We start from the raw sequence: 22,737 nt of genomic DNA on the forward strand, positions 1-22,737 counted from the left end.
TAGCAGAAAGTCAGGCTGAGATTTACCCGGCAAATGGTAAAGTGTTGGGCAGTAATCCTGTGAAGAGAATGAGCCCATGGTGAAGAGCGCAGCAGCCCTGCATATTCTGGTAAAAGAAGAGAAACTGGCCCTTGAGATCCTCAGCAAGCTGGAGCGTGGGATCGGTTTCGATCATCTGGCTAAACGCTATTCTCGTTGCCCTTCCGGCCGTAACGGTGGCGATCTGGGTGAATTCAAACAGGGCGTGATGGTCGGGCCATTTGATGCCGCCGTGTTTAGCTGCCCGCTGCTAAAACCCTATGGGCCGGTGAAAACCAAATATGGCTACCACATCATCAAAGTACTGTATCGCCGATAAGCCGTGCTAAAATCGCCAGCCTGATATCTCCCCATTTAAAGGCACAATCATGGCTAAAACAGCTGCAGCACTGCATATCCTTGTAAAAGAAGAACAACTGGCACTGGATCTTCTGGAGCAGATTAAAAACGGCGCCGACTTTGAGAAGCTGGCGAAGAAGCACTCTACCTGCCCATCAGGTAAGAAAGGCGGTCACCTGGGTGAATTCCGTCAGGGCCAGATGGTACCGGCGTTCGATAAAGTGGTGTTCTCCTGCCCGGTGCTGGAGCCAACCGGCCCGCTGCACACGCAGTTCGGTTACCACATCATTAAAGTGCTGTACCGGAACTAAATTGCAAAAGCCTTCCCATCGGAAGGCTTTTTCGTTATTGCACTCTCTCCCGTGGGAGAGAGTCAGAGCGGGGGCCTCAGGCCCACGCTTAGCCAGCAACAGCGATACGTTTCATATCGGTCATGTAGCCACGCAGTTTTTTACCTACTTTCTCGATCTCGTGGCCGCGAATGGCTTCGTTCACGTCACGCAGCTGGGCGTTGTCTACCGCACCTTCGGCAATCGCTTTGCCCAAGTCGCCGGTCTGCAGCGTGGTCATGAACTCTTTCAGCAGCGGTACACAAGCGTAAGAGAACAGGTAGTTACCATATTCCGCGGTATCAGAGATAACCACGTTCATTTCGTACAGACGCTTACGGGCGATGGTGTTGGCAATCAGCGGCAGTTCGTGCAGTGATTCGTAGTAAGCAGACTCTTCGATGATGCCGGAATCCACCATGGTTTCGAACGCCAGCTCAACGCCCGCTTTCACCATCGCGATCATCAGTACGCCTTTATCGAAGTACTCCTGCTCACCGATTTTACCGTCAAACTGTGCAGCCGTTTCAAACGCGGTTTTACCGGTTTCTTCACGCCAGCCCAGCAGTTTCTTATCGTCGTTGGCCCAGTCAGCCATCATGCCGGAGGAGAATTCGCCGGAGATGATGTCATCCATGTGTTTCTGGAACAGCGGCGCCATGATCTCTTTCAGCTGTTCGGACAGCGCGTAAGCACGCAGTTTCGCCGGGTTGGACAGGCGGTCCATCATCAGGGTGATGCCACCCTGCTTCAGCGCTTCGGTAATGGTTTCCCAGCCGAACTGAATCAGTTTTTCTGCATATGCTGGGTCAGTGCCTTCCTGAACCAGTTTATCGAAGCACAGCAGAGAACCGGCCTGCAGCATACCGCACAGGATAGTCTGCTCACCCATCAGGTCAGATTTCACTTCTGCCACGAAGGAAGATTCCAGAACGCCCGCGCGGTGACCGCCGGTTGCTGCGGCCCAGGCTTTGGCAATCGCCATGCCTTCGCCTTTCGGATCGTTTTCCGGGTGAACCGCAATCAGGGTTGGCACACCGAAACCACGTTTGTACTCTTCACGTACTTCGGTACCTGGGCACTTCGGCGCCACCATCACTACGGTGATGTCTTTACGGATCTGCTCGCCCACTTCAACGATGTTAAAACCGTGAGAGTAGCCCAGCGCCGCGCCGTCTTTCATCAGCGGCTGTACGGAACGTACAACGTCGGAGTGCTGTTTGTCTGGCGTCAGGTTAACAACGAGGTCAGCCTGCGGGATCAGCTCTTCGTAGGTCCCCACTTTGAAGCCGTTCTCGGTCGCTTTACGCCAGGAAGCGCGTTTTTCAGCAATCGCTTCGTTACGCAGGGCGTAAGCGATATCCAGACCGGAGTCACGCATGTTCAGGCCCTGGTTCAGACCCTGAGCGCCACAGCCGACGATGACCACTTTTTTACCCTGAAGGTAGCTTGCGCCATCGGCGAATTCGTCGCGGCCCATAAAGCGACATTTGCCCAGCTGTGCCAGCTGCTGGCGCAGGTTCAGTGTATTAAAGTAGTTAGCCATGATGATGTGCTCCGTGATGTTGTACTGTCTTATTGTTCGGTTCGCGTTTTGCGAGATTGAAACCACATTACAACAGGAAATTTATTGCGGAAATTGATATATTCACAACGTCACGTTGCAATTTGTGCAACGTAAAATCGTGGAGTGCGATCTGTGGATTTACGCGATCTAAAAACCTTCCTGCATCTGGCGGAAAGCCGCCATTTTGGCCGCAGCGCCCGGGCAATGCACGTCAGCCCCTCCACGCTTTCCCGGCAGATTCAGCGGCTGGAGGAGGACCTCGGCCAGCCGCTGTTTGTGCGCGATAACCGCACGGTCACTCTCACCGAGGCTGGTGAAGAGCTGCGCGTTTTCGCCCAGCAGACGCTGCTGCAATATCAGCAACTGCGTCATACCCTCGACCAGCAGGGGCCATCGCTGTCGGGGGAGCTACATATTTTCTGCTCCGTCACCGCCGCCTACAGCCATCTGCCACCGATTCTCGATCGTTTCCGTGCTGAACATCCGTCGGTTGAGATCAAGCTCACCACCGGTGACGCCGCCGATGCGATGGATAAGGTCGTCACGGGCGAAGCCGACCTGGCAATTGCCGGTAAGCCAGAAACGCTGCCGGGTGCGGTGGCGTTCTCGATGCTGGAAAATTTGGCGGTGGTGCTGATTGCTCCGGCGTTACCCTGCCCGGTGCGTAATCAGGTTTCTACCGAAAACCCGGACTGGTCGACGGTACCGTTCATCATGGCCGATCAGGGCCCGGTGCGTCGCCGCATTGAGCTGTGGTTCCGCCGCCATAAAATCAGTAATCCCTCAATTTACGCCACCGTTGGCGGCCATGAGGCGATGGTTTCGATGGTGGCGCTGGGCTGCGGCGTGGCGCTGCTGCCGGAAGTGGTGTTGGAAAACAGCCCCGAACCCGTGCGCAACCGCGTGATGATTCTGGAACGCAGCGACGAAAAGACGCCGTTTGAGCTCGGCGTTTGCGTACAGAAAAAACGGCTCAGCGAACCCTTGGTGGATGCCTTCTGGCGCATTGTTCTGGAGCGCAAAATTACCGACTAGCCCTGCGCCCTCCCATCACGGAGGGCCGTTTTCCCTTCCCCCAGCCATGCCCCTTTCCCGGGAGATTAATTGGTATCAAAGGTGCCAGGTATAAACAGGCCGCGCAGGTAAAATCGTCACTAAAGAAACAGTACCTTACGAGAGGGAGTGACGATGCAGAAACCCAAAAAGATCTTCAACAACACCGATAATATTCGCACTGAAATCATGGAGGGGCTGGTGTACGCCGGGATGGGCAAAGTCCACGCCCTGCCGGAGTACTGCGCGGTTTACCGCACCATGCCGCAGGATGAGCAGACGGTGATCGTCAGCGGCGGCGGCAGCGGCCACGAACCCACCTTTGCCGGGTTCGTCGGTGAAGGCGGTATCGACGCCTGTGCGCTCGGCGAAGTCTTTACCTCCCCCTCGCCTGACCAGATTATCGAGGCCAGCCGCGCCGTTCACCGGGGAAATGGCGTACTTTTTCTCTACGGTAATTACTCCGGCGACGGGATGAACTTCGATATCGCCGCGGAAATCCTTGCCGAAGAAGGCATTGAATGCCGTACCGTTCGCGCCACCGATGATATTGCGTCTGCACCGCCTGAGAAAATGTCTGACCGTCGGGGCGTTGGCGGCCTGGCATTTTTATACAAGCTGGCCGGCGCCGCAGCACAGTTCGAGCACTACACGCTGCCTGCGCTCGAAGCGCTAGCGAAAAAGGCCAATCACCATACCCGCACCATCGGCGTAGCGCTCAGCGGCTGCGCGCTGCCGCAGTCAGATGCCTTTAACTTTACGCTCGCCGACAACGAAATTGAGCTCGGCATCGGCATCCACGGTGAGCCGGGACTGTGCCGCATTCCTTTGCCGCAAACGGATGAACTGGTCGAGATGATGATCGAGCGCCTGTGCGCCGACCTGCCCTTTGGCCAGGGCGATAAAGTTTGCGTCAGCGTGAATAACCTGGGGTCGCTCAGCAATAGCGAACTGATGGTGGTGACTCGCAAGGTCGGACTGTCGCTGAAAGCCCGCGGGATCCACACCTATGACGTGCAGGTTGGTCACTTCTGTACCTCGCTGGAAATGTCCGGCTTCTCGCTAAGCATGCTGCGGCTGGATGACGAGATGCAGCGCCTGTACGACTACCCCATCAACACTCTCGGCTGGAGAAAATAAGATGCAGACACCTCAATTCACGGCCTGCCTGCGATATGTGTCGGAAGGCATGATCGCCAGCGAACCCCGCCTGACCGCACTTGACCAGGTCATTGGCGATGGCGACCACGGTATCGGTATTAAACGCGGCTTTACCGCGCTGCACACGCTGCTCTCTTCCGCTGAGTTTGCTCCTGCGGATATCGGCGAGTGCCTGCTGCAAAGCGGCACCCGATTAATGACCAGCATGGGCGGTGCATCCGGCGCTATTTTTGGCACGCTTTTCCGCGCCGGCGGCAAAGCCCTTGCAGGGCGGGAGCAGTTCGATGCGGCAACGCTTGCCGAGTGGCTGGAAATTGGCATGACCGCTATCCACCAGCGCGGAGGTGCAGAACCCGGCGATAAGACCATGGTCGATGCGCTGGCTGCCGCCGCGTTGCAGGCCAAGGCCGATGCGGCACTCCCGCTGCCGACTGCCCTCGCGCATTGTGCACAAGCTGCGATGGCCGGCGCAGAAGGTACCAGCACGATGATCGCCCGTTTTGGCCGCGCCAAAAATCTCGGGGAACGAGCAATCGGTCATTGCGATCCGGGGGCGGTGTCCATGGCGTTAATTCTGCAGTTTATGTCTGAGTTCGCGAACCCGGCATAAAAGATCAGGCAATAAAAAACCCGGTGCTGTGGCTGCCGGGTTTTTTATTGCCTGAGGGTTTAGCCGTTTTTAAAAAAATGCCGGATAGCGGTAAGCTTATCCGGCCGACGTTCAAAGGGCACCATTCATGGCCGGTTAATCAAAGCCAAATCCATCAGCGAACAGCACTTTCAGCTTCGCCATCGCTTCTTGCTCATCGCTGCCGCTGCAAATGATCTCAAGCGATCCCCGACCTTTGATCCCCGCACCTAAAATACTCATGATGCTTTTACCCTTGATAACCTTACCCTCATAGATCATCTCGATCCGCGACTGATACTGGGCACAGGCTTTCGCCAGCACACCGGCCGGGCGCGCATGAATACCGTGCTGATTGCTGATCCTGACAACCTCTTTCAACATAATTACGCTTCCTTTTTCACTGCCCGTCGGCCGGACAAATAGCCTGAATGAAATGAAAATAGCCCTGAATCAAGAGCTGGGCGACCATCGCGCCGGGGTCAACAAACGTTCGTGAACGCTCGCCGTGGATAGCAGCCCGCCCATGTTTTGCCACCATCGTTGTCGTCTGCTGTACGCCCCATTGCGCCTGGTGCAGCGCCTCTCGCGCCTGAACCAGCGGCGTTGTCGCCGATTTTTTTAGTGCCACCAGCGCTGGTGCCATACCGTCGAGAAAGGTCTTTTCACCGGGCTGCGCCTTGCCGCGCTGCTGAACGCCGTCATACCACGCCTGAAAGAATGCGCCGGCATCCTCCGTCACTAGCGTCGTGCGCCCTTTAAAAATCTTACCCGCCTGCATCAGCCCGGACGCCATCAGTGTGCCCATGGTGGAGGGCACTGCCGAGGCCATCGCTTTGCCCGCAAGATAAAAAAATCGCCCAATATCGCGCTCTTCGCTGTGCTGTACCGCATCGTTCGCCGCCGCAAAACCGTCGCTCATGGTCAGCCCCAGATCGCCATCACCCACCACGCTATCCAGTTCAGTCAGCATCGGTTTATTGTCCTGCATCACGCGGGCCCATTCGGCAAAAAGCGGGCGTAGTTTCTGCGTATCTAGCGTCATAGAGCCTCCTTAAGCGGGAAACTGGCGGAACATTGGCGTATCGGCTCCGGCATTCAGTAACGCCTTCAGTTCACTGTCCACCGGCATCAGACTAATCGACATGCCGGTCATCTCCATGGCCGTGGCGAACTCACCCACCCACACGCGGAAAACGCGAATGCCGCTCTCTGCCAGAATCTGGTGAACGTGGCGATACATCAGGTACAGCTCCTCCAGCGGCGTGGCACCCAGGCCGTTAATCAACACCGCCACGTCGTCTCCCAGCTGACAGGGCGAATCCGCCAGCAGCCATGACATCATCTCTTCGGCAATCTGCTCTGCACTTAACTGAGGACCGCGCCGAATTCCGCTTTCCCCGTGGATCCCCATACCAATTTCCATTTCGTTGTCGCCGATATGGAATCCCGGTTTACCGATCCGCGGCACAATGCAGGGCGATAACGCCACGCCAAGCGTGCGCACGCGGCCTCCAGCTTTGCGGGCAATGCGCTGCACGGTCTCCAGGTCATCCATTCTCGCGGCCGATGCGCCAGCGCATTTGTAGACGAAGAAAATCCCCGCCACACCACGCCTTGTGGTCACGCCATCGCCCGGTGCGGCACCGGCCGAGTCATCTGCGGCCACCACGGTACAGGTACGGATGTCGCTCTCCATGTCGGCCATTTCTGCCGCCATATCAAAATTGAAAATATCACCGTTGTAGTTGCCGTAGAGATACAGCACGCCAGCGCCGCTATCGACGGCCTGGGTGACTGCCAGAATTTGCTCCGGCGACGGCGACTGAAACACATCGCCGATGGCGCAGCCGTCAAGCATCCCTTCACCCACATACCCCAGGAACAGCGGCAAATGGCCGGAACCACCGCCGGTGACGATCCCGACTTTCCCCGGTACCGGGCGCGCGGTAGCTAAGCAGTGCAGATCATCGTTGACGAAGCGAAAGCGGTCGGGGTGAGCCAGATAGATGCCATCCAGCATCTCCGGGATAAAATTCTCCGCCTGATTAATAAACTTTTTCATGCGTTCTCTCCATGAATACCCGCCCAATCGGGCGGGGCGTTGGGGTATTAGCGGGCAAACTTAATCTGTGAAGGATATTCCCAGCGCTGCAGCTCTTCCGGGGTAAAGGATTCCGGCTCTTTACCGCCATTAATCATCAGCGCGTGGTAGTAAATCTGCGCCATCTCCTCAAGGTAGGCGGATTTCAGTACCGCTTCGTACGGGTCTTTATCCACGCCAATCGCGCCATGCTTTTCCATCAGGATGGCATCAGCGCGTTTAATCGGCTCGATAACGCTGTCCGACAGCGCTGGCGTGCCGGGCCGGCCATACGGCGCAACGGGGATCACCCCATCTTTGAGATTTAGGATTGCACACTCATACACCACCGCTGGGATCGGCTTATTCAGTACGGCAAACGAAGTGGCATAGAGCGAGTGGGTGTGAGAGATGGCAAAAATATCCGGACGCGCTTTATAAATCTCGATGTGCATCAGACATTCGCTGGTTGGACGCAGGCCGGCCTCGCTTTCAATAACGTTCGCTTCAACGTCCATCACCACAATATCCCGCGGCGTTAAATGCATTTTATCGACAGTGGTTGGGGTCACCAGAATAAGCCCTGTCTCTTTATCCCGTACGCTGGAATTACCGGCTTTATGTTTACATAACCCCCACTGCTGAGCGGTTCTGGCCATTTCAACAACGTGTTTTTTCTGAATCTCTAACATAATATTTATCCTGTATACGGTGGTAAGGGCGAACGCGGTCGCGACAGTTATTGCCGTGAAATAACGTTGCAGCGTATAAGCTGCAACGACATTGAATTAATATTTAAATATGACGGGTGATTTCGTTTATTAGCGCAGACTCATCCTGCGCCCGACGAATAACGTTGCCACCATCATAGAACTCAAGAAATTCATTTAATTGGGCCAATGCTTTTAAGTGTTTTTGTGGATTATGAGTTGCGAGAACGATAATAATGTCGGCCTGCATATAATCGGCAAAAGCAATTTTATAAGGCAGACGTAATAACGCCATCCCGGTATCCAGCGCGCCGTCGTCCACGCCCGCATGCGCAATAATGACGCCATCTGCCAGCATGATATAGGGCTGCTCCTCGGCGATTTTGTTGAGCATAATTTTCACGTAGCGCGGTTCGATGACCCCGCTTTGCAACAATGAAGCCGACGCCTGGGTAATTGCCTGCTGCCATGAACCCGGCAGCTCTGCGGCAAACTGGACATGCGCTTTCCCCAGTAAATCAATCAGCGATGGCGTCGGCGGTTCAAAGCTTCCCACCGAGCTGGCGGGGCTATTTTCCGCATAGATATAGCTGGCGAGCGCTCGCTGTAGCCCCTGGTGATCGACGATGTTGCCGAAGCGCTCGAAGATCAGCAGCAGCTGTTCAATCTGGATGATATTCGGATCCACGCCCTGGAGCGCACTGATGACGTGGTTACGGAAAGCGCTTTTATGAATGCTGCCAATCGACGGGTTTACCACAAACACCATCTTGCTGGTATTAAGATGAGTGGTGGCAAAAACCACATCATAATGCCCGGTGAAGCGCTCAAACTCGCGGCGGGACAGCATCTGTGTGAAGTGCAGCTCCGGGAATAACACCTGCAGCGTCAGATACAGATAGGTTGAAATGGTCGCGCTGTTTTCACACACCACGACGGCCGTTTTCTGCAATTTTATCTGATGAATAACCCCTTCTCGCGTCAGCCAACCGCCAAATAGCACCGTCAGAAAAGCCATTTCTTCATCCGGGATTTCACAGTGCAATAAGGTCTCGAATGGCAGCGCCGCCCGGCGCACCATCTCATGCAGATGGCTAAACTCTTTGACCACCAGGTCATACGCGCTGCTGGTGTTGGCCAGATGATAACGAATGCGGTAATAGGCCGGCTTCCAGTGCTGATAGATTTTTTCGATCAGCTCATTTTTTTCTTTAATAGTGACGCAGCTTATCTTTTCAAAACTATCGACCACCGCCACCACGCTTTCCAGCAGCAGGGTATCAAGATGGAAATATTTATCGGCAATGCTCTGAATATTCGAGCTCTGGATCAGTGCTGTCAGGAAAACCAGTTCATTTTCACTGCTGATATTGATTTTACTGATAACGCTTTGCATCAGGGTAAACTCCCTGCTGCGGATAATATCGGCGTAGCTGTCTGGAATAGTGACCAGATTCTTACCCGATTCAATACGGTGCAAAACAAAACAGATGAAATAAATGAGCTCCTGGAGCTGGCGGTCGGTAAATTGAATTTTAAAACGCTTTTCAATTTCGCTAAAAATATTACCCACCGTTTCAAGATGTTCGCTCATCACGTTGTTATATTGGGCAATAATATTTTTCGCGACCGGAATTTCCAATACCCGTCGCAGACAGCTTAATAGTAAATAGCGCTTCTCAAGCTCTTCGCCAAGGATATGGTAACCGTTGCCCCGGTCATAGTTGATCTCTAACCCGTGTTCGATAACCTCGCCGCGCACCTTTTTCAGATCGTTGATAATCGTGTTCTGACTCACCCCTAGCGATGATGATAGATGCAGCAACGACAATCTTTCACTGCGCGTCAGCAGCATAAAGATAATCATCTGCCCGCGTTCCTCTTCCGAGAAAAGATAACGCTGCTCCGATTCTGCCGTCTGATTCTGGCGAAAATGCTCCACCACATGGCGTGAGATGTGGAGCTTCCCGGTCTTCAGGCGATTGATAGGATCGAAGTGATTCGATTCCAGATAGTCATTCACTTTTTTCAGCGTATAGCTCAGCTGCTTACGCGTCAGGCAAAACTGCTCTTCGAGCTTCGCCCCCGTCATACTGGGGTCGTTCACAATCGCATCCAGCACTGCGACCACGCGTTTATCCATAGCCATACCGACTCTCCTGCGATGAAAAATCTGGCGGCGGTAGCGGCCGCCAGAGATAAACGTCGATTTCAGCGTTACGCTTGCTGGGCATTCTCCTGCTGACCAGCTTCCTGTTGCGCCAGGCTGCTTTCGCGGCGCAATTCACGTGAGTAGAAGAAGTAACCGCACGCCCACCAGACCGCAAACAGTAGCGGAATAAGGTCACCTTCCAGGAACTTGAACAGGAAGGAGAAGGCGTAGGTAAATACCGGGGCGTCGATCGAGCTATTGGAAATCAGCTGGCCCGCTGGAATGGTTATCGCCTTCGTTGCCAGCCCCAGTTCGGTAATCATCGGCGCAAATTGTGTCCCAACGAATAGGAAGAATGGCACACCAATAATGCTCAAAATCACCATCCGCAGCGTGTTACCGCGGGTGACCAGGTAAGCCGGGACAATCAGGGCAATATTAATGATGCCGGCGAAAGGTAAAATCTTGTTGCCCGGCAGAATCAATGCCCAAATCAAAGTGAACGGAATGGCGACGATAATGGCGAACCAGATCTCACTGGCACCGCCCATGAACGGCCAGTCGATACCCACAAACAGCTTCCGCCCTGAGAATTTCTTGTTCATGTAGTCGCTTATCGCCTCAGAGATTGGCGACAGCGCCTGCATAAAGAGCTTCGAAATCATCGGGAACAGCACCAGCGCCGTAGAAGCCTGTACACCCAGCATCAGCGTTTTCGCTACGCTATAGCCGGCGATAACGCCAAACAGGATCCCAAGAATAAAGCCGATGATATGGTTTTCCGCAAAGACGCCGACCTTCGCGCGAAGCGCCGTCGCATCCATGGGTTTATTGCACACCGGGATTTTGCGCAGCAGTAAATCGAACGGGTAGTAAATGGCACCAAAGAACACCATACGGTGGGTACAGGTTACGCCGGGAATACCGGTGAGTTTCTCGATTCGATGCTGGTGAATATCGCCCGCGTTCAGCTCCATAATGATCTGGAAGGCCGCAACCAGGAACGCCAGCGCCAGACTCCAGGCGGGGCCAAACAATGGGGTGGTGACGCTCACCACAATAAACGCGGTAAAGATTTTCCCCCAAACGTTCCACAGATCCGCGTTGAAGGTGTTGGTTTTGTTCAGCATCAACATCACAATGTTCACGCCAACCTGAAGGGGGAACATGGCAAAGGCGTAAGGCCAGGCCCAGGAAATGTTCGCCATCGTCGTCCAGCCGCCGTCGACGATGCTCAGTTCAAGCCCGGTACGCTGCATCATGGTTTGGGCTGCCACGCCGATAGCATCCACCATGAAGCCTATCAGCATGCTCATCCCCACGAATGCCACGCCGAGGGTGATAGCAGCCGATGCGGCGTCGCGGAATTTCATTCGCACCACCAGCCCGGCTAATAACATGATGAAAGGCACAAAAACCGGCGCGCCTAAATTTAGAATGTAATTTATGACTACACCAAGAAAGTCCATAGCACTTCTCCACTAAAATAATTATACGGATTAAAGAGCTACACCTTATTTACAGGCATCAATGACCTTTTGTAATTCTTGCTCCATACCCATACCGGTTAGAAAAGCAATTCCATTAATCACCGGGATAGGATATTGCTTATCAACTTTAGTGATGGCGATATAGGCTGCGCTATCTTTAATATGGCTATCAAGAGATTTCAGGTCGATAACTTCAACTTTAATATGTGACTGATTACGTTCATTCAATAAGCGGGAAACCTTACTGGCAACTGTTTGCGAAGTTGCAACGCCGCTTCCACAGGCAACAATGACTTTTTTCATCTTATAAATCCTTATCTAATTGCAGTCTTGATGTGAAGGTACTGAGAAAAGTATCTCGATCGTTTATTTCACGTAGCGTTTGAACAACGTCTTCATCTGCAAGACAGTCCATCAGCTTTTGCAATGCCGTCAGGTGGCTGTTATGGTCAACAAAACCCAGTAAAACAATAAAGTGGACGTAAAGCGTATTATCGTCATTGCCCATCTCATGCCAGGCAAGGGGCTGCGCCAGGCGCGTCACAGATATGAAGGGGCGAATCACATGTTGGGGATCGGTGTGTGGCAGGGCTATTGCCACCGGCAACGTGGGTAAACCGGTGGGATACGCTTTTTCTCGCGCGACGATCGCCTCAAGAAACGAACTCCGCACGAAGCCCTGTTCTTTAAGTTGCAAAAAAATCGAAGAAAAATAATCCGTGGCGCTGACATAATGCTGATCAAGAAATGTGAGCTGAGGCAGAAAATATTCACATCCTTGCGCATTTTCATTCGGGGCATCAATTATATTCGCTCTCATCCGAATATCCTCTCCAGGCATTAAGAATTAACTGGAGACAATATTAATTCAGGGCCGATGGCTGAGCGACAAGTATTGCCCCCAAAAGATGTTCGTGGCCTGGCGCAACGCGGTGAGCGTTTTATTATGAATGGCATCACATTTTTGTCGTAGAGTTCGGCAGATTAGGAAAATAGGTAACTGCAGGAGAGGTAAATAGAAGAAAAAAATAAGGGATAACCCGGCCGGGTTATCCCTTATTCAGGAGGCATTAGCCCGCGAGGAAGAAGCGGAACGCCGGATTGTGGGTCTCGTTATGGCAATCGTAGCCCAGTTCATTGAGCCGGGTTTCGAAGTCCGGCTCGTTGTCGCCCAGCTCAAACGCCGCCAGCACGCGACCGTAGTCGGTACCGTGGCTACGATAGTGGAACAGCGAGATATTCCAGTGCGTGCCTAAGGTGTGCAGGAATTTCAGCAACGCTCCCGGAGACTCCGGGAATTCGAAGCTGTACAAACGCTCCTGCAGCGGCTGCGACGGACGGCCGCCCACCATGTAGCGAACGTGCAGCTTCGCCATCTCATCGTCGGACAGATCCACCACGCTATAGCCACCCTCGTTGAGCAGCTGAAGGATCTCTTTTCGCTCTTCCAGCCCACGACTCAAGCGTACACCAACAAAGATGCAGGCATTTTTGTCATTGGCGTAGCGATAGTTAAACTCGGTCACCGAGCGGCCACCCAGCAGCTGGCAGAACTTCAGGAAGCTGCCCTTTTCTTCCGGAATGGTCACCGCCAGCAGCGCTTCACGCTGTTCGCCCAGCTCGCAGCGTTCAGACACGTAGCGCAAGCCGTGGAAGTTGACGTTGGCACCCGAAAGCACATGCGCCAGACGCTCGCCCTGAATATCGTGTTGAGCGATGTATTTCTTCATCCCCGCCAGCGCCAGGGCGCCTGAAGGTTCAGCCACCGCACGCACATCTTCGAACAGGTCTTTCATCGCGGCGCAGATAGCGTCGCTATCGACGGTAATAATGTCGTCGAGATACTCCTGACAGAGGCGGAACGTTTCATCACCGATGCGTTTCACCGCGACGCCTTCGGCAAACAGCCCAACGCGCGGTAAATCCACCGGATGGCCCGCATCCAGCGCCGCCTTCAGGCAGGCAGAATCTTCAGCTTCTACGGCGATCACTTTGATTTGCGGCATCAGCTGTTTGATCAGCACCGCCACGCCCGCCGCCAGGCCACCGCCGCCGACCGGCACAAAAACCCGGTCAAGATGGGCATCCTGCTGAAGTAGCTCCAGCGCCAGCGTGCCCTGCCCGGCAATCACCATCGGGTGGTCAAATGGCGGAACCCAGGTAAAGCCCTGCTGCTGCGACAGTTCAATCGCTTTGGCCTTGGCTTCATCAAAGTTGGCGCCGTACAGCAGAACTTCGCCGCCGAAACCGCGGACGGCATCAACTTTGATATCCGCCGTGGCAACCGGCATTACGATCAGCGCTTTCACCCCCAGGCGGGACGCGGAGAAGGCTACGCCCTGCGCATGGTTACCTGCGGAGGCGGTGATCACCCCGTGCGACTTCTGCTCGGGGGTTAAACCCGCCATCATCGCGTAAGCGCCGCGCAGCTTGAAGCTGTGCACCGGCTGGCGGTCTTCGCGTTTGACCAGGATAACGTTATCAAGGCGCGAAGAGAGCTTGTCCATTTTCTGTAGCGGCGTCACCTGTACCGCTTCGTAGACCGGTGCGCGTAGCACCGCTCTGAGATACTCGGCACCCTCAGGGGTACCAGATAGGGGTTGCGAGTCCGCCATGGTGGTTAACCTCCCAGCTTGGATTTATCGCGTACCGCACCTTTGTCGGCGCTGGTTGCCAGGCTGGCATAGGCGCGAAGGGCAAAGGAGACCTGACGTTGACGGTCTTTCGGCGTCCAGGCTTTATCACCGCGAGCTTCCTGCGCTTCACGGCGCGCAGCGATTTCCGCATCGCTCAACTGCAGCTGAATGCCACGGTTCGGGATGTCGATAGCAATCATGTCGCCATCTTCGATAATCGCAATGTTGCCGCCGCTAGCCGCTTCCGGGGAAACGTGGCCGATGGACAAACCGGAAGTCCCGCCGGAGAAACGACCGTCGGTGACCAGCGCACAGGCTTTACCCAAGCCCATGGATTTCAGGAAGGTGGTCGGATAGAGCATTTCCTGCATGCCCGGCCCGCCTTTCGGCCCTTCGTAGCGAATCACCACCACGTCGCCTGCAACCACTTTGCCGCCAAGAATAGCGTCTACCGCTTCGTCCTGGCTTTCGTACACCTTGGCCGGACCGGTAAATTTGAGGATGCTGTCATCTACGCCAGCAGTTTTAACGATACAGCCATTTTCCGCGAAGTTGCCGTACAGCACCGCCAGACCACCGTCTTTGCTGTAGGCGTGTTCCAGCGAGCGGATACAGCCTTCAGCGCGATCGTCATCCAGCGTGTCCCAGCGGCAATCCTGCGAGAAGGCCTGGGTAGTACGGATACCCGCCGGGCCTGCGCGGAACATTTTTTTCACCGCTTCATCTTGAGTCAGCATCACATCGTAGCGACCCAGCGTTTGCGGTAGCGTCAGCCCCAGGACGTTTTTCACGTCGCGGTTCAGCAGCTCAGCGCGATCCAGTTCGCCTAAAATTCCCAGCACGCCGCCCGCACGGTGAACATCTTCCATATGGTATTTCTGCGTACTCGGCGCCACTTTACACAGCTGCGGCACTTTGCGTGACAGCTTGTCGATATCACTCATCGTGAAGTCGATTTCCGCTTCCTGCGCCGCGGCCAGCAGGTGCAGAACGGTGTTGGTGGAACCGCCCATGGCGATATCTAAAGTCATGGCGTTTTCAAACGCCGACTTATTGGCGATATTACGCGGCAGTGCGCTCGCGTCATCCTGCTCGTAGTAACGTTTGGTCAGCTCAACGATGCGCTGACCAGCGGTGAGGAACAGCTCTTTACGGTCAGCATGCGTTGCCAGCAGTGAGCCGTTGCCCGGCTGTGACAGACCCAGCGCTTCAGTCAGGCAGTTCATCGAGTTGGCGGTGAACATGCCGGAACAGGAGCCGCAGGTTGGGCAGGCTGAGCGTTCAATCTGGTCACTCTGCGAGTCAGACACTTTCGGGTCAGCGCCCTGGATCATCGCATCGACCAGGTCGAGCTTGATAATCTTGTCAGACAGCTTGGTTTTCCCGGCTTCCATTGGGCCGCCAGAAACAAAAATTACCGGGATGTTCAGGCGCAGGGAGGCCATGAGCATCCCGGGGGTGATTTTGTCGCAGTTGGAGATACAGACCATCGCATCGGCACAGTGGGCATTCACCATGTATTCGACGGAGTCGGCAATCAGTTCGCGGGACGGCAGCGAATAGAGCATGCCGCCGTGGCCCATGGCGATACCATCATCCACAGCGATGGTGTTGAATTCTTTGGCCACGCCGCCTGAGGCTTCGATTTGCTCTGCAACCAGTTTACCAAGGTCGCGCAGGTGAACGTGGCCCGGCACGAACTGGGTAAACGAGTTTACGACGGCGATAATTGGTTTACCGAAGTCATCGTCGGTCATCCCGGTGGCGCGCCACAGTGCACGGGCGCCGGCCATATTGCGGCCGTGGGTGGTGGTGGCGGAACGGTATTTAGGCATGCTTTGTACTCCCAGTCTCTGTCTCGTTAGTGGGACGGTGCGTGCCGCCCCATTTCTATCTTATTGATTAACCTGATCCAACCAGCCCCATTTATCTTCGGTTTCACCGGTGAAGAGGCCAAAGAATGCTTGCTGAATACGTTTGGTGACCGGGCCACAGCGGCCTTCGCCAACCTGAATACCATCAACGCTGCGCACCGGGGTAATTTCAGCGGCGGTGCCGGACATAAACACTTCATCCGCCAGGTACAGGGATTCACGGGACAGCACCTGTTCGCGAACTTCGATACCAATCTCTTTCGCCAGTTTAATAATGGCGTCACGGGTGATACCCGGCAGTGCGGAAGAGGTGAACGGTGGCGTGAAAAGAATGCCATCTTTCACTTCAAACAGGTTTTCACCCGCGCCTTCAGACAAGTAGCCGTTAACGTCCAGCGCAATACCTTCCTGATAGCCATGACGGCGCGCTTCGCTGCCTACCAGCAGAGAAGAGAGGTAGTTACCGCCCGCTTTCGCGGCAGTTGGGATGGTGTTCGGTGCAACACGGTTCCAGGAAGAGACCATTGCATCGATCCCCTGATCCAGCGCTTCAGCGCCCAGATAGGCACCCCACGGGAACGCCGCGATGATCACGTCAGTGGTGTAGCCATCCGGCGGGTTAACGCCCATACCCACGTCACCGACGAAGACCAGCGGACGGATATAGGCGCTGGTCAGGTTATTTTTACGCAGTACGGCGCGGCAGGCCTCCATCAGCTCATCAACGCTCTGAGAGACCGGGAAGCGATAGATTTTGGCGGAATCACGCAGACGCTGCATATGCTCGCGGTGGCGGAAAACAACCGGGCCTTTGTGAGAGTCGTAGCAACGGATACCTTCAAAGACGGAGGTGCCGTAGTGCAGTGCGTGGGACATGACGTGCACTTTTGCCTCTTCCCAACGTACCATCTCACCGTTGAACCAGATGTAATCCGCTTTTTTCGTCGTCATTTCTCTTCCTATTGCGCTCAGGCGCGAATTTGTTGTTGTGATGTGCTTGTACACTGCTGAACGGCAACCGAGGCCACGTCCACCAGTTTATTTAATTGGCTAAACAGTAAGTCGACCGGACGTTGGCTGGCAACGGTCAACTCAATATTTATATTCTGGGTGTCGTTTGCGGTTTCCATATTCATTGAGCAAATTTGAAAACCACGGTGACGTACCACACGTAAGACGCGTTCTAAGGTTTCTGGGTTGAAGCGGGCCTGCACATTGACCTGATGTTGCATCATGATAATTTCTCCAGCATTTGTGAGTTGCTGGCGCCAGGCGGCACCAGTGGCCAGACATTCTCAAGTTCGTCGATTGAGACATGAAGCAGGTACGGGCCTTCGCTCGTTAGCATGGTGTCGAGTGCCGCTTCAACCTGGTCTTTACGAGTGATGTGTTGGCCGGGGATGCCAAAGGCACTGGCCAACGTGAGGAAATCGGGGTTATCGGTCAGGGTGGTTTCGCTATAACGTTCCTGGAAGAACAGCTGCTGCCATTGTCGAACCATCCCTAACCGCTGGTTGTCGAGTAATACAATCTTCAGCGGCAACTGCTTACGTTTTACGGTGCCCAGCTCCTGTACATTCATCATGAAGGAGCCGTCACCGGAGATACAGATGACCGTATCGTTTGGGCGCGCTACCTGAGCTCCCACGGCGGCCGGTAAGCCAAAGCCCATGGTGCCTAAGCCGCTGGAGGTGATGAAGTTCTCCGGACGGGTGTAAGTCATGTGTTGGGCCGACCACATTTGGTGCTGACCCACGTCGGTGGTCACCACGCTATCAGCAGGCTTTTTATCAGACAGCTGTTTGAGCAGCAGCGGGGCGTAGATGGCTTCACCCGGGTGATCATAGCGCCAGGCGTGCTCTGCGCGCATCGCTGCGCTATGTTCGCACCAGACATCAATCGCCAGCGGCTGCTGTAACGCAGGCAGCAGCGCGTTCAGGTCCCCCTGCAACGCAACGTGCACCTGGCGCAGTTTGTTCATTTCAGCCGGATCGATATCCATATGGATAACTTTGGCGTGCGGGGCGAAAGTGTTGAGCTTACCGGTAACGCGATCGTCAAAGCGCGCGCCGACAGCGATCAGCAGATCGCACTCCTGAACTGCCAGATTGGCTGCTTTGGCCCCGTGCATGCCCAGCATGCCCAGGTAGTACGGATATTCCGCAGGCACCGCCCCTAACCCTTTCAAGGTACAGGTCGCTGGGATGTGGGTCGCCGCCATAAACTCACGCAGGGCCGGAACCGCCTGTGCCATCCCTACACCACCGCCCACGTACAGCATCGGTTTTTCCGCCTGCGCCAGCATTTGCCTGGCCTGCGCCATTTCGCCATGCGGGAAATCATCCTGACTTTCCACCGTCGAGAAATACGGTTCTAAGTCGCCTTGCGCAATCTGGATGTCTTTCGGGATATCGACCAATACCGGACCAGGACGGCCTGAGTTTGCCACCTGGAACGCCTCTGCCATCACGCGCGGCAGCTCTTCCAGGGATTGCACCAGGAAACTGTGTTTGGTGCAGGCCAGCGACAAACCGAGAACGTCCACTTCCTGGAAGGCATCCGTCCCGATGAACGGTGCGGCAATCTGCCCGGTGATGGCCACAACGGGCACGGAGTCGAGCAGTGCATCGGCCAATCCGGTGATCAGGTTGGTTGCACCAGGACCTGACGTGGCGATGCAAACGCCGGTTTTACCGGTAGCGCGGGCATAACCGATAGCCGCCATTGCCGCCCCCTGCTCGTGCCGACACAGCAGGTGCTCTACGCCGCCGTCATACAGCGCGTCGTAAACCGGCATAATGGCACCACCCGGATAGCCAAATACCGTTTCAACACCCTGCGCTCGCAACGCATGTACCACCCACTGTGCGCCATTCATAGTTAGTTCCCCGCCGTAGATCGTAAGAAACAGAATTTTATGCTAGTAACCATTTTCTGTTCCTCGTTATTGTTTTTAAGTCATAAAAAAACCCCCGGACCTTTCGGTGCGGGGGTCTTAGTTCGTTAAGGCTTGATTTCTAAGCCTTTCCTCGTCCAAGTGCAGCCCCGCACGGTGGGATAATAATCACCACCACGCTAATCACGACCAGGCTAATCACTCGTAGAAGGGCTTTCATTTTTGTTTGTTCTTGCATCTTGTTCGAAGGAATACCTACAGAGTTACCACAGACATCACAAATTACACAAGTTTTTTTTATGGCTCCATTGCTTATCATGCTAATGAATTTGTTAAAGCAATTTGTTTTATATAGAAAAATTATGAAATGAAAATATTTCACCTTTTTGCATTCGTGCAACAGGCGCAGCGAAGATCGTCGAGCGTCATTCGGGAAAATGCGAACGGGGTTCCGGCACCAATGCAACATGATGAAAAACAGCAAAAAAACGCGAACATGTAGCGTAAATACGCAAAATGACGAGTTAATACAACAATCGATCCATACATAATCCCAACATCCTGGGAGGGTTTATGTCGCTATCTGTTGTCTACACGCGCGCTGCGCTGGGGATCAATGCCCCACTCATTACCATCGAAGTACATATTAGTCAGGGCCTGCCCGGTCTGGTCATGGTTGGGCTACCCGAAACCACCGTCAAAGAGTCGCGAGACCGCGTACGTAGCGCCATCATCAACAGTGGATATACCTTCCCCGCAAAGAAAATCACCATTAATCTCGCGCCGGCCGACCTTCCCAAAGAAGGGGGGCGATATGATTTACCTATCGCTATTGCGCTCCTGGCGGCTTCTGAGCAGCTTAACTGCCATAAACTGGGGCAATATGAGTTTGTTGGAGAATTGGCGCTCACGGGCGTGCTACGCGGCATTCCTGGGGCTCTTTCTGCCGCAATTGAGGCCATCAATGCTGGGCGGCAAATTATACTTGCCGAGGACAATGCACCGCTGGTTGGGCTATTGGGCGGCAGCGACTGCCTGATTGCCAGCCATCTTCTTGAGGTTTGCGCGTTTCTTGAAGGTAAGCAGGCTCTGCATTTACCGCCACCTGAAAATGCCCCTACCGTTGAGAACGTTGAAGATCTCAGTGACGTCATCGGCCAACAGCAGGGCAAAAGAGCTTTAGAAGTCACCGCTGCGGGAGGACATAATTTGCTACTGATAGGCCCTCCTGGCACGGGAAAAACAATGCTCGCCAGCCGATTGTGTGGATTACTGCCACCATTGAACGATCGCGAAGCACTAGAAAGTGCGGCAATCATCAGCTTGGAAAATACCTGCAATATACGAACTCAATGGCGCTGTCGTCCTTTTCGTGCCCCACACCATAGCGCATCGTTGGCGGCAATAGTCGGTGGTGGATCGATACCTGTCCCCGGTGAGATCTCACTGGCCCATAACGGTATCTTGTTTCTCGACGAACTACCGGAGTTTGAACGCCGCGTGCTGGACGCACTGCGAGAGCCGATTGAATCAGGCAAGATCCTCATCTCCCGTGCGCGAGCAAAAATCACGTATCCAGCTCGCTTCCAGTTGATTGCCGCCATGAATCCCAGCCCAACAGGGCACTATGAAGGGCAGCACAACCGCTGCACGCCGGAGCAGACTCTACGCTACCTGAATCGTCTATCAGGTCCATTTCTCGACCGCTTCGATCTGTCTTTGGAAATCCCACTACCGCCGCCAGGTTTACTGAGCCAACCCCCTCGCCCAGGAGAAAGTAGTCTGACGGTCCAAAGCCGGGTAATTGCCGCTCAACATCGCCAGTATGACCGGCAGGATAAACTTAATGCTCATCTGAGCAGCAGTGAGATTAAGCTGTACTGTGCGCTAAGCAATGAGGATGCACTCTGGCTAGAGCAAACGTTAATGCAGTTGGGACTTTCGATACGGGCCTGGCAGCGCCTGTTAAAGGTTTCACGCACGCTGGCGGATATGGAGGGAGTCGATTCTATTGTGCGGCATCATCTGCAGGAGGCGCTAAGTTATCGTGGTATCGACAGAATGTTGCGACATCTACAAACCTTGCTGCAATAAAAAAGGGGCCGAAGCCCCTTTTTACTAATCGTCGCTGTCGGTGTAGTCTTCAGCGCCTTCTACCTGCGGCTTGCCGCCAGACAGTGTATGGAAACGCTTTGGACGCTTAATGCGCGTCACATACTTGTGCCATACGCGTTCAGCTTCCGTCACCGGCTCACGTTCACCGCGGCATACCGCGAGGAACTGCTGCTCCTCTTCGGTCGCAGGCTCACGCTTACCGAGATCGAGTTCGTTATAGGCAAAGCCGTAACGCTCCAGCAGTTGTGCCTCTTTGATGGTGAAATCACCATGACGAGAGAACCCGCGCGGATAATTTTTATTATCGAAAAAACGATTAGTCGTCGTAAAGCTTTCCGCCATCCTACACGCTCCTAATTCTTTGGCCGAGCTATTTATGGCGCGGAGTATTAGATACGCTTGACAGAGTGTAAAACAAAAGATTTAAATCATTACGACAAAAAAAATTGCGGAGAAAGCTGTGGATACCGAATTGCTGAAAACTTTCCTCGAAGTGAGCAGAACTCGCCACTTTGGGCGGGCCGCGGAAGCGCTCTATCTGACTCAATCTGCGGTAAGTTTTCGCATCCGTCAGTTAGAAAATCAGCTAGGGGTAAACCTGTTCACCCGCCATCGTAACAACATCCGCCTCACGGCAGCAGGGGAGAAGCTTCTTCCCTATGCCGAAACGCTGATGAGCACCTGGCAGGCGGCACGTAAAGAGGTGGCAAATACCTCACGACACAACGAATTTTCTATCGGTGCGAGCGCTTCGCTATGGGAGTGTATGCTCAATGAATGGCTGGCCAGACTTTACCAGGCGGACGATTCGCTGCAGTTTGAAGCACGGATAGCCCAGCGGCAGTCGCTGGTTAAACAGCTGCATGAACGCCAACTTGACCTGCTGATCACGACAGAAACCCCAAAAATGGATGAGTTCAGCAGCCAACTGTTAGGACATTTCCCGCTCGAGCTGTACTGCGCTATGCCTACAGCGGTGAAATCGGAGCTCAATTATCTTCGCCTTGAGTGGGGAGCGGATTTTCAGCAACATGAGGCTGGGCTCATTGCCAGCGACGATATTCCACTTTTAACCACCAGTTCTGCCAGCCTGGCCCGTCGTCAGTTGCTGCCGTTAAAAGGCTGCACCTGGTTGCCAACTACATGGGCGCTGGAGCAAAGTGATCTTTATCCAGTCACCGACGGTTCACCGATTTCACGTCCTTTATATGCAATTTGGCTGCAAAATAGCGACAAACAGGTGCAAATTCGCGACATTTTGAAAAATAACGTTTTTTAAAAACCAGAAGAGATCTTTGGCCCAGAGGAAAATATTTTGGGCCTTTCAGGAAGGCAAATTTTAGACAAAAAAAATCCTTTGCCGAAGCAAAGGATCATATATGGCAGGGGCGGAGAGACTCGAACTCGCGACACCCGGTTTTGGAGACCGGTGCTCTACCAACTGAGCTACGCCCCTAAATCTTTCTTAATTTTTCTTATCATTAAGCCTGCTAATTTAGCAGGCTTAATTTTAAATAAGTGGCGGAACGGACGGGACTCGAACCCGCGACCCCCTGCGTGACAGGCAGGTATTCTAACCGACTGAACTACCGCTCCACCGAATTTCTTTACTTTACTACCACCGGTTGTCACCCCGGTTTACTGCAATTTGATGCCTGGCAGTTC

Annotated in this window: 23 protein-coding genes and 2 tRNA genes; 7 read left to right on the plus strand and 18 right to left on the minus strand. The window is 54.1% G+C overall.

Translation table 11 applies throughout. The annotated features are described in order from the left end of the window. Positions 1-76 precede the first annotated feature (76 nt). Both ppiC (LZ634_RS16815) and ppiC (LZ634_RS16820) read left to right on the plus strand, forming a co-directional pair. Positions 77-358: a peptidylprolyl isomerase PpiC gene (gene ppiC, locus LZ634_RS16815; RefSeq protein ID WP_234507302.1), complete on the plus strand. Its 282-nt coding sequence runs from the start codon at positions 77-79 to the stop codon at positions 356-358. 49 nt (positions 359-407) lie between these two features. Next, positions 408-689 carry a peptidylprolyl isomerase PpiC gene (ppiC, locus tag LZ634_RS16820; RefSeq protein WP_052285532.1) on the plus strand — a complete coding sequence of 94 codons (282 nt, stop codon included), beginning with the start codon at positions 408-410 and terminating at the stop codon, positions 687-689. An 88-nt stretch (positions 690-777) separates the two neighbouring features. Here ppiC (LZ634_RS16820) and ilvC read toward each other — a convergent pair whose 3' ends face one another. Then, on the minus strand, positions 778-2,253 hold the full coding sequence (ilvC, locus tag LZ634_RS16825; RefSeq protein WP_234507304.1) for a ketol-acid reductoisomerase: 1,476 nt from the start codon (positions 2,251-2,253) through the stop codon (positions 778-780). 153 nt (positions 2,254-2,406) lie between these two features. On the opposite strand from ilvC, the gene ilvY reads away from it, so the two are divergent. The 3 genes from ilvY (at position 2,407) to dhaL (ending at position 5,098) form a co-directional block, all read left to right on the plus strand. Beyond that, entirely contained in the window at positions 2,407-3,309 is a 903-nt protein-coding gene (ilvY, locus tag LZ634_RS16830; protein ID WP_234507306.1) for an HTH-type transcriptional activator IlvY, read from the plus strand. A gap of 153 nt (positions 3,310-3,462) precedes the next feature. Further along, entirely contained in the window at positions 3,463-4,467 is a 1,005-nt protein-coding gene (locus tag LZ634_RS16835; RefSeq protein WP_234507307.1) for a dihydroxyacetone kinase subunit DhaK, read from the plus strand. 1 nt (position 4,468) lies between these two features. Further along, complete coding sequence (gene dhaL, locus LZ634_RS16840; RefSeq protein ID WP_234507310.1) at positions 4,469-5,098, plus strand: dihydroxyacetone kinase subunit DhaL; 630 nt, start codon at positions 4,469-4,471, stop codon at positions 5,096-5,098. Positions 5,099-5,233: 135 nt separating this feature from the next. Here dhaL and LZ634_RS16845 read toward each other — a convergent pair whose 3' ends face one another. The 14 genes from LZ634_RS16845 to ilvL form a co-directional block, all read right to left on the minus strand. After that, on the minus strand, positions 5,234-5,500 hold the full coding sequence (locus LZ634_RS16845) for an HPr family phosphocarrier protein (RefSeq protein ID WP_061283947.1): 267 nt from the start codon (positions 5,498-5,500) through the stop codon (positions 5,234-5,236). Between the two features lie 16 nt (positions 5,501-5,516). Beyond that, entirely contained in the window at positions 5,517-6,161 is a 645-nt protein-coding gene (locus LZ634_RS16850) for a dihydroxyacetone kinase family protein (protein WP_234507312.1), read from the minus strand. Between the two features lie 9 nt (positions 6,162-6,170). Next, positions 6,171-7,181 (minus strand): dihydroxyacetone kinase subunit DhaK, encoded by a 1,011-nt coding sequence (locus LZ634_RS16855; protein WP_234507318.1) that lies wholly within the window; start codon positions 7,179-7,181, stop codon positions 6,171-6,173. Between the two features lie 47 nt (positions 7,182-7,228). Further along, positions 7,229-7,891, minus strand: a complete 663-nt coding sequence (locus LZ634_RS16860; RefSeq protein ID WP_234507320.1) for a class II aldolase/adducin family protein — start codon at positions 7,889-7,891, stop codon at positions 7,229-7,231. Positions 7,892-7,994: 103 nt separating this feature from the next. Continuing rightward, entirely contained in the window at positions 7,995-10,058 is a 2,064-nt protein-coding gene (locus LZ634_RS16865) for a BglG family transcription antiterminator (protein ID WP_234507322.1), read from the minus strand. Between the two features lie 68 nt (positions 10,059-10,126). Then, positions 10,127-11,530, minus strand: coding sequence for a PTS galactitol transporter subunit IIC (locus tag LZ634_RS16870; protein ID WP_061283958.1), 1,404 nt, complete (start codon positions 11,528-11,530; stop codon positions 10,127-10,129). A gap of 45 nt (positions 11,531-11,575) precedes the next feature. Further along, positions 11,576-11,854 carry a PTS sugar transporter subunit IIB gene (locus LZ634_RS16875; RefSeq protein ID WP_061283960.1) on the minus strand — a complete coding sequence of 93 codons (279 nt, stop codon included), beginning with the start codon at positions 11,852-11,854 and terminating at the stop codon, positions 11,576-11,578. Position 11,855: 1 nt separating this feature from the next. Next, positions 11,856-12,371: a PTS sugar transporter subunit IIA gene (locus LZ634_RS16880; RefSeq protein ID WP_234507324.1), complete on the minus strand. Its 516-nt coding sequence runs from the start codon at positions 12,369-12,371 to the stop codon at positions 11,856-11,858. A gap of 250 nt (positions 12,372-12,621) precedes the next feature. After that, complete coding sequence (ilvA, locus tag LZ634_RS16885) at positions 12,622-14,166, minus strand: threonine ammonia-lyase, biosynthetic (protein ID WP_234507326.1); 1,545 nt, start codon at positions 14,164-14,166, stop codon at positions 12,622-12,624. 5 nt (positions 14,167-14,171) lie between these two features. Then, on the minus strand, positions 14,172-16,022 hold the full coding sequence (ilvD, locus tag LZ634_RS16890; protein WP_234507329.1) for a dihydroxy-acid dehydratase: 1,851 nt from the start codon (positions 16,020-16,022) through the stop codon (positions 14,172-14,174). 60 nt (positions 16,023-16,082) lie between these two features. After that, positions 16,083-17,012 (minus strand): branched-chain amino acid transaminase, encoded by a 930-nt coding sequence (locus LZ634_RS16895; RefSeq protein WP_234507331.1) that lies wholly within the window; start codon positions 17,010-17,012, stop codon positions 16,083-16,085. Positions 17,013-17,029: 17 nt separating this feature from the next. Continuing rightward, on the minus strand, positions 17,030-17,296 hold the full coding sequence (gene ilvM, locus LZ634_RS16900) for an acetolactate synthase 2 small subunit (RefSeq protein ID WP_234507333.1): 267 nt from the start codon (positions 17,294-17,296) through the stop codon (positions 17,030-17,032). Continuing rightward, the gene (ilvG, locus tag LZ634_RS16905; protein ID WP_234507335.1) at positions 17,293-18,939 is read right to left on the minus strand and encodes an acetolactate synthase 2 catalytic subunit; all 1,647 of its coding nucleotides are present in this window, start codon (positions 18,937-18,939) and stop codon (positions 17,293-17,295) included. Before ilvG ends, ilvM begins: the two co-directional genes overlap by 4 nt. A gap of 139 nt (positions 18,940-19,078) precedes the next feature. Then, entirely contained in the window at positions 19,079-19,177 is a 99-nt protein-coding gene (gene ilvL, locus LZ634_RS16910; RefSeq protein ID WP_015966468.1) for an ilv operon leader peptide, read from the minus strand. 353 nt (positions 19,178-19,530) lie between these two features. Between ilvL and LZ634_RS16915 the strand changes: the two genes are divergently transcribed. Further along, the gene (locus LZ634_RS16915; protein WP_234507337.1) at positions 19,531-21,051 is read left to right on the plus strand and encodes a YifB family Mg chelatase-like AAA ATPase; all 1,521 of its coding nucleotides are present in this window, start codon (positions 19,531-19,533) and stop codon (positions 21,049-21,051) included. A 24-nt stretch (positions 21,052-21,075) separates the two neighbouring features. Here LZ634_RS16915 and LZ634_RS16920 read toward each other — a convergent pair whose 3' ends face one another. Continuing rightward, positions 21,076-21,414 (minus strand): DUF413 domain-containing protein, encoded by a 339-nt coding sequence (locus LZ634_RS16920; protein ID WP_061283982.1) that lies wholly within the window; start codon positions 21,412-21,414, stop codon positions 21,076-21,078. Between the two features lie 118 nt (positions 21,415-21,532). Between LZ634_RS16920 and hdfR the strand changes: the two genes are divergently transcribed. Next, complete coding sequence (hdfR, locus tag LZ634_RS16925; protein WP_234507339.1) at positions 21,533-22,351, plus strand: HTH-type transcriptional regulator HdfR; 819 nt, start codon at positions 21,533-21,535, stop codon at positions 22,349-22,351. Positions 22,352-22,452: 101 nt separating this feature from the next. Here hdfR and LZ634_RS16930 read toward each other — a convergent pair. Both LZ634_RS16930 and LZ634_RS16935 read right to left on the minus strand, forming a co-directional pair. Further along, a tRNA-Trp gene (locus LZ634_RS16930) sits at positions 22,453-22,528 on the minus strand. 63 nt (positions 22,529-22,591) lie between these two features. Beyond that, positions 22,592-22,668, minus strand: a tRNA-Asp gene (locus LZ634_RS16935). Between the last annotated feature and the right edge of the window lie 69 nt (positions 22,669-22,737).

The sequence above is a fragment of the Kluyvera intermedia genome (assembly GCF_021440345.1).
GTDB lineage: Bacteria > Pseudomonadota > Gammaproteobacteria > Enterobacterales > Enterobacteriaceae > Kluyvera > Kluyvera intermedia_A.

Coding starts and splice junctions, on each gene's coding strand:
- ppiC (WP_234507302.1), top strand. CDS start 77: ATGGTGAAGAGCGCAGCAGCCCTGCATATTCTGGTAAAAGAAGAGAAA.
- ppiC (WP_052285532.1), top strand. CDS start 408: ATGGCTAAAACAGCTGCAGCACTGCATATCCTTGTAAAAGAAGAACAA.
- ilvC (WP_234507304.1), bottom strand. CDS start 2,253: ATGGCTAACTACTTTAATACACTGAACCTGCGCCAGCAGCTGGCACAG.
- LZ634_RS16835 (WP_234507307.1), top strand. CDS start 3,463: ATGCAGAAACCCAAAAAGATCTTCAACAACACCGATAATATTCGCACT.
- dhaL (WP_234507310.1), top strand. CDS start 4,469: ATGCAGACACCTCAATTCACGGCCTGCCTGCGATATGTGTCGGAAGGC.
- LZ634_RS16845 (WP_061283947.1), bottom strand. CDS start 5,500: ATGTTGAAAGAGGTTGTCAGGATCAGCAATCAGCACGGTATTCATGCG.
- LZ634_RS16850 (WP_234507312.1), bottom strand. CDS start 6,161: ATGACGCTAGATACGCAGAAACTACGCCCGCTTTTTGCCGAATGGGCC.
- LZ634_RS16855 (WP_234507318.1), bottom strand. CDS start 7,181: ATGAAAAAGTTTATTAATCAGGCGGAGAATTTTATCCCGGAGATGCTG.
- LZ634_RS16860 (WP_234507320.1), bottom strand. CDS start 7,891: ATGTTAGAGATTCAGAAAAAACACGTTGTTGAAATGGCCAGAACCGCT.
- LZ634_RS16865 (WP_234507322.1), bottom strand. CDS start 10,058: ATGGCTATGGATAAACGCGTGGTCGCAGTGCTGGATGCGATTGTGAAC.
- LZ634_RS16870 (WP_061283958.1), bottom strand. CDS start 11,530: ATGGACTTTCTTGGTGTAGTCATAAATTACATTCTAAATTTAGGCGCG.
- LZ634_RS16875 (WP_061283960.1), bottom strand. CDS start 11,854: ATGAAAAAAGTCATTGTTGCCTGTGGAAGCGGCGTTGCAACTTCGCAA.
- LZ634_RS16880 (WP_234507324.1), bottom strand. CDS start 12,371: ATGAGAGCGAATATAATTGATGCCCCGAATGAAAATGCGCAAGGATGT.
- ilvA (WP_234507326.1), bottom strand. CDS start 14,166: ATGGCGGACTCGCAACCCCTATCTGGTACCCCTGAGGGTGCCGAGTAT.
- ilvD (WP_234507329.1), bottom strand. CDS start 16,022: ATGCCTAAATACCGTTCCGCCACCACCACCCACGGCCGCAATATGGCC.
- LZ634_RS16895 (WP_234507331.1), bottom strand. CDS start 17,012: ATGACGACGAAAAAAGCGGATTACATCTGGTTCAACGGTGAGATGGTA.
- ilvM (WP_234507333.1), bottom strand. CDS start 17,296: ATGATGCAACATCAGGTCAATGTGCAGGCCCGCTTCAACCCAGAAACC.
- ilvG (WP_234507335.1), bottom strand. CDS start 18,939: ATGAATGGCGCACAGTGGGTGGTACATGCGTTGCGAGCGCAGGGTGTT.
- ilvL (WP_015966468.1), bottom strand. CDS start 19,177: ATGAAAGCCCTTCTACGAGTGATTAGCCTGGTCGTGATTAGCGTGGTG.
- LZ634_RS16915 (WP_234507337.1), top strand. CDS start 19,531: ATGTCGCTATCTGTTGTCTACACGCGCGCTGCGCTGGGGATCAATGCC.
- LZ634_RS16920 (WP_061283982.1), bottom strand. CDS start 21,414: ATGGCGGAAAGCTTTACGACGACTAATCGTTTTTTCGATAATAAAAAT.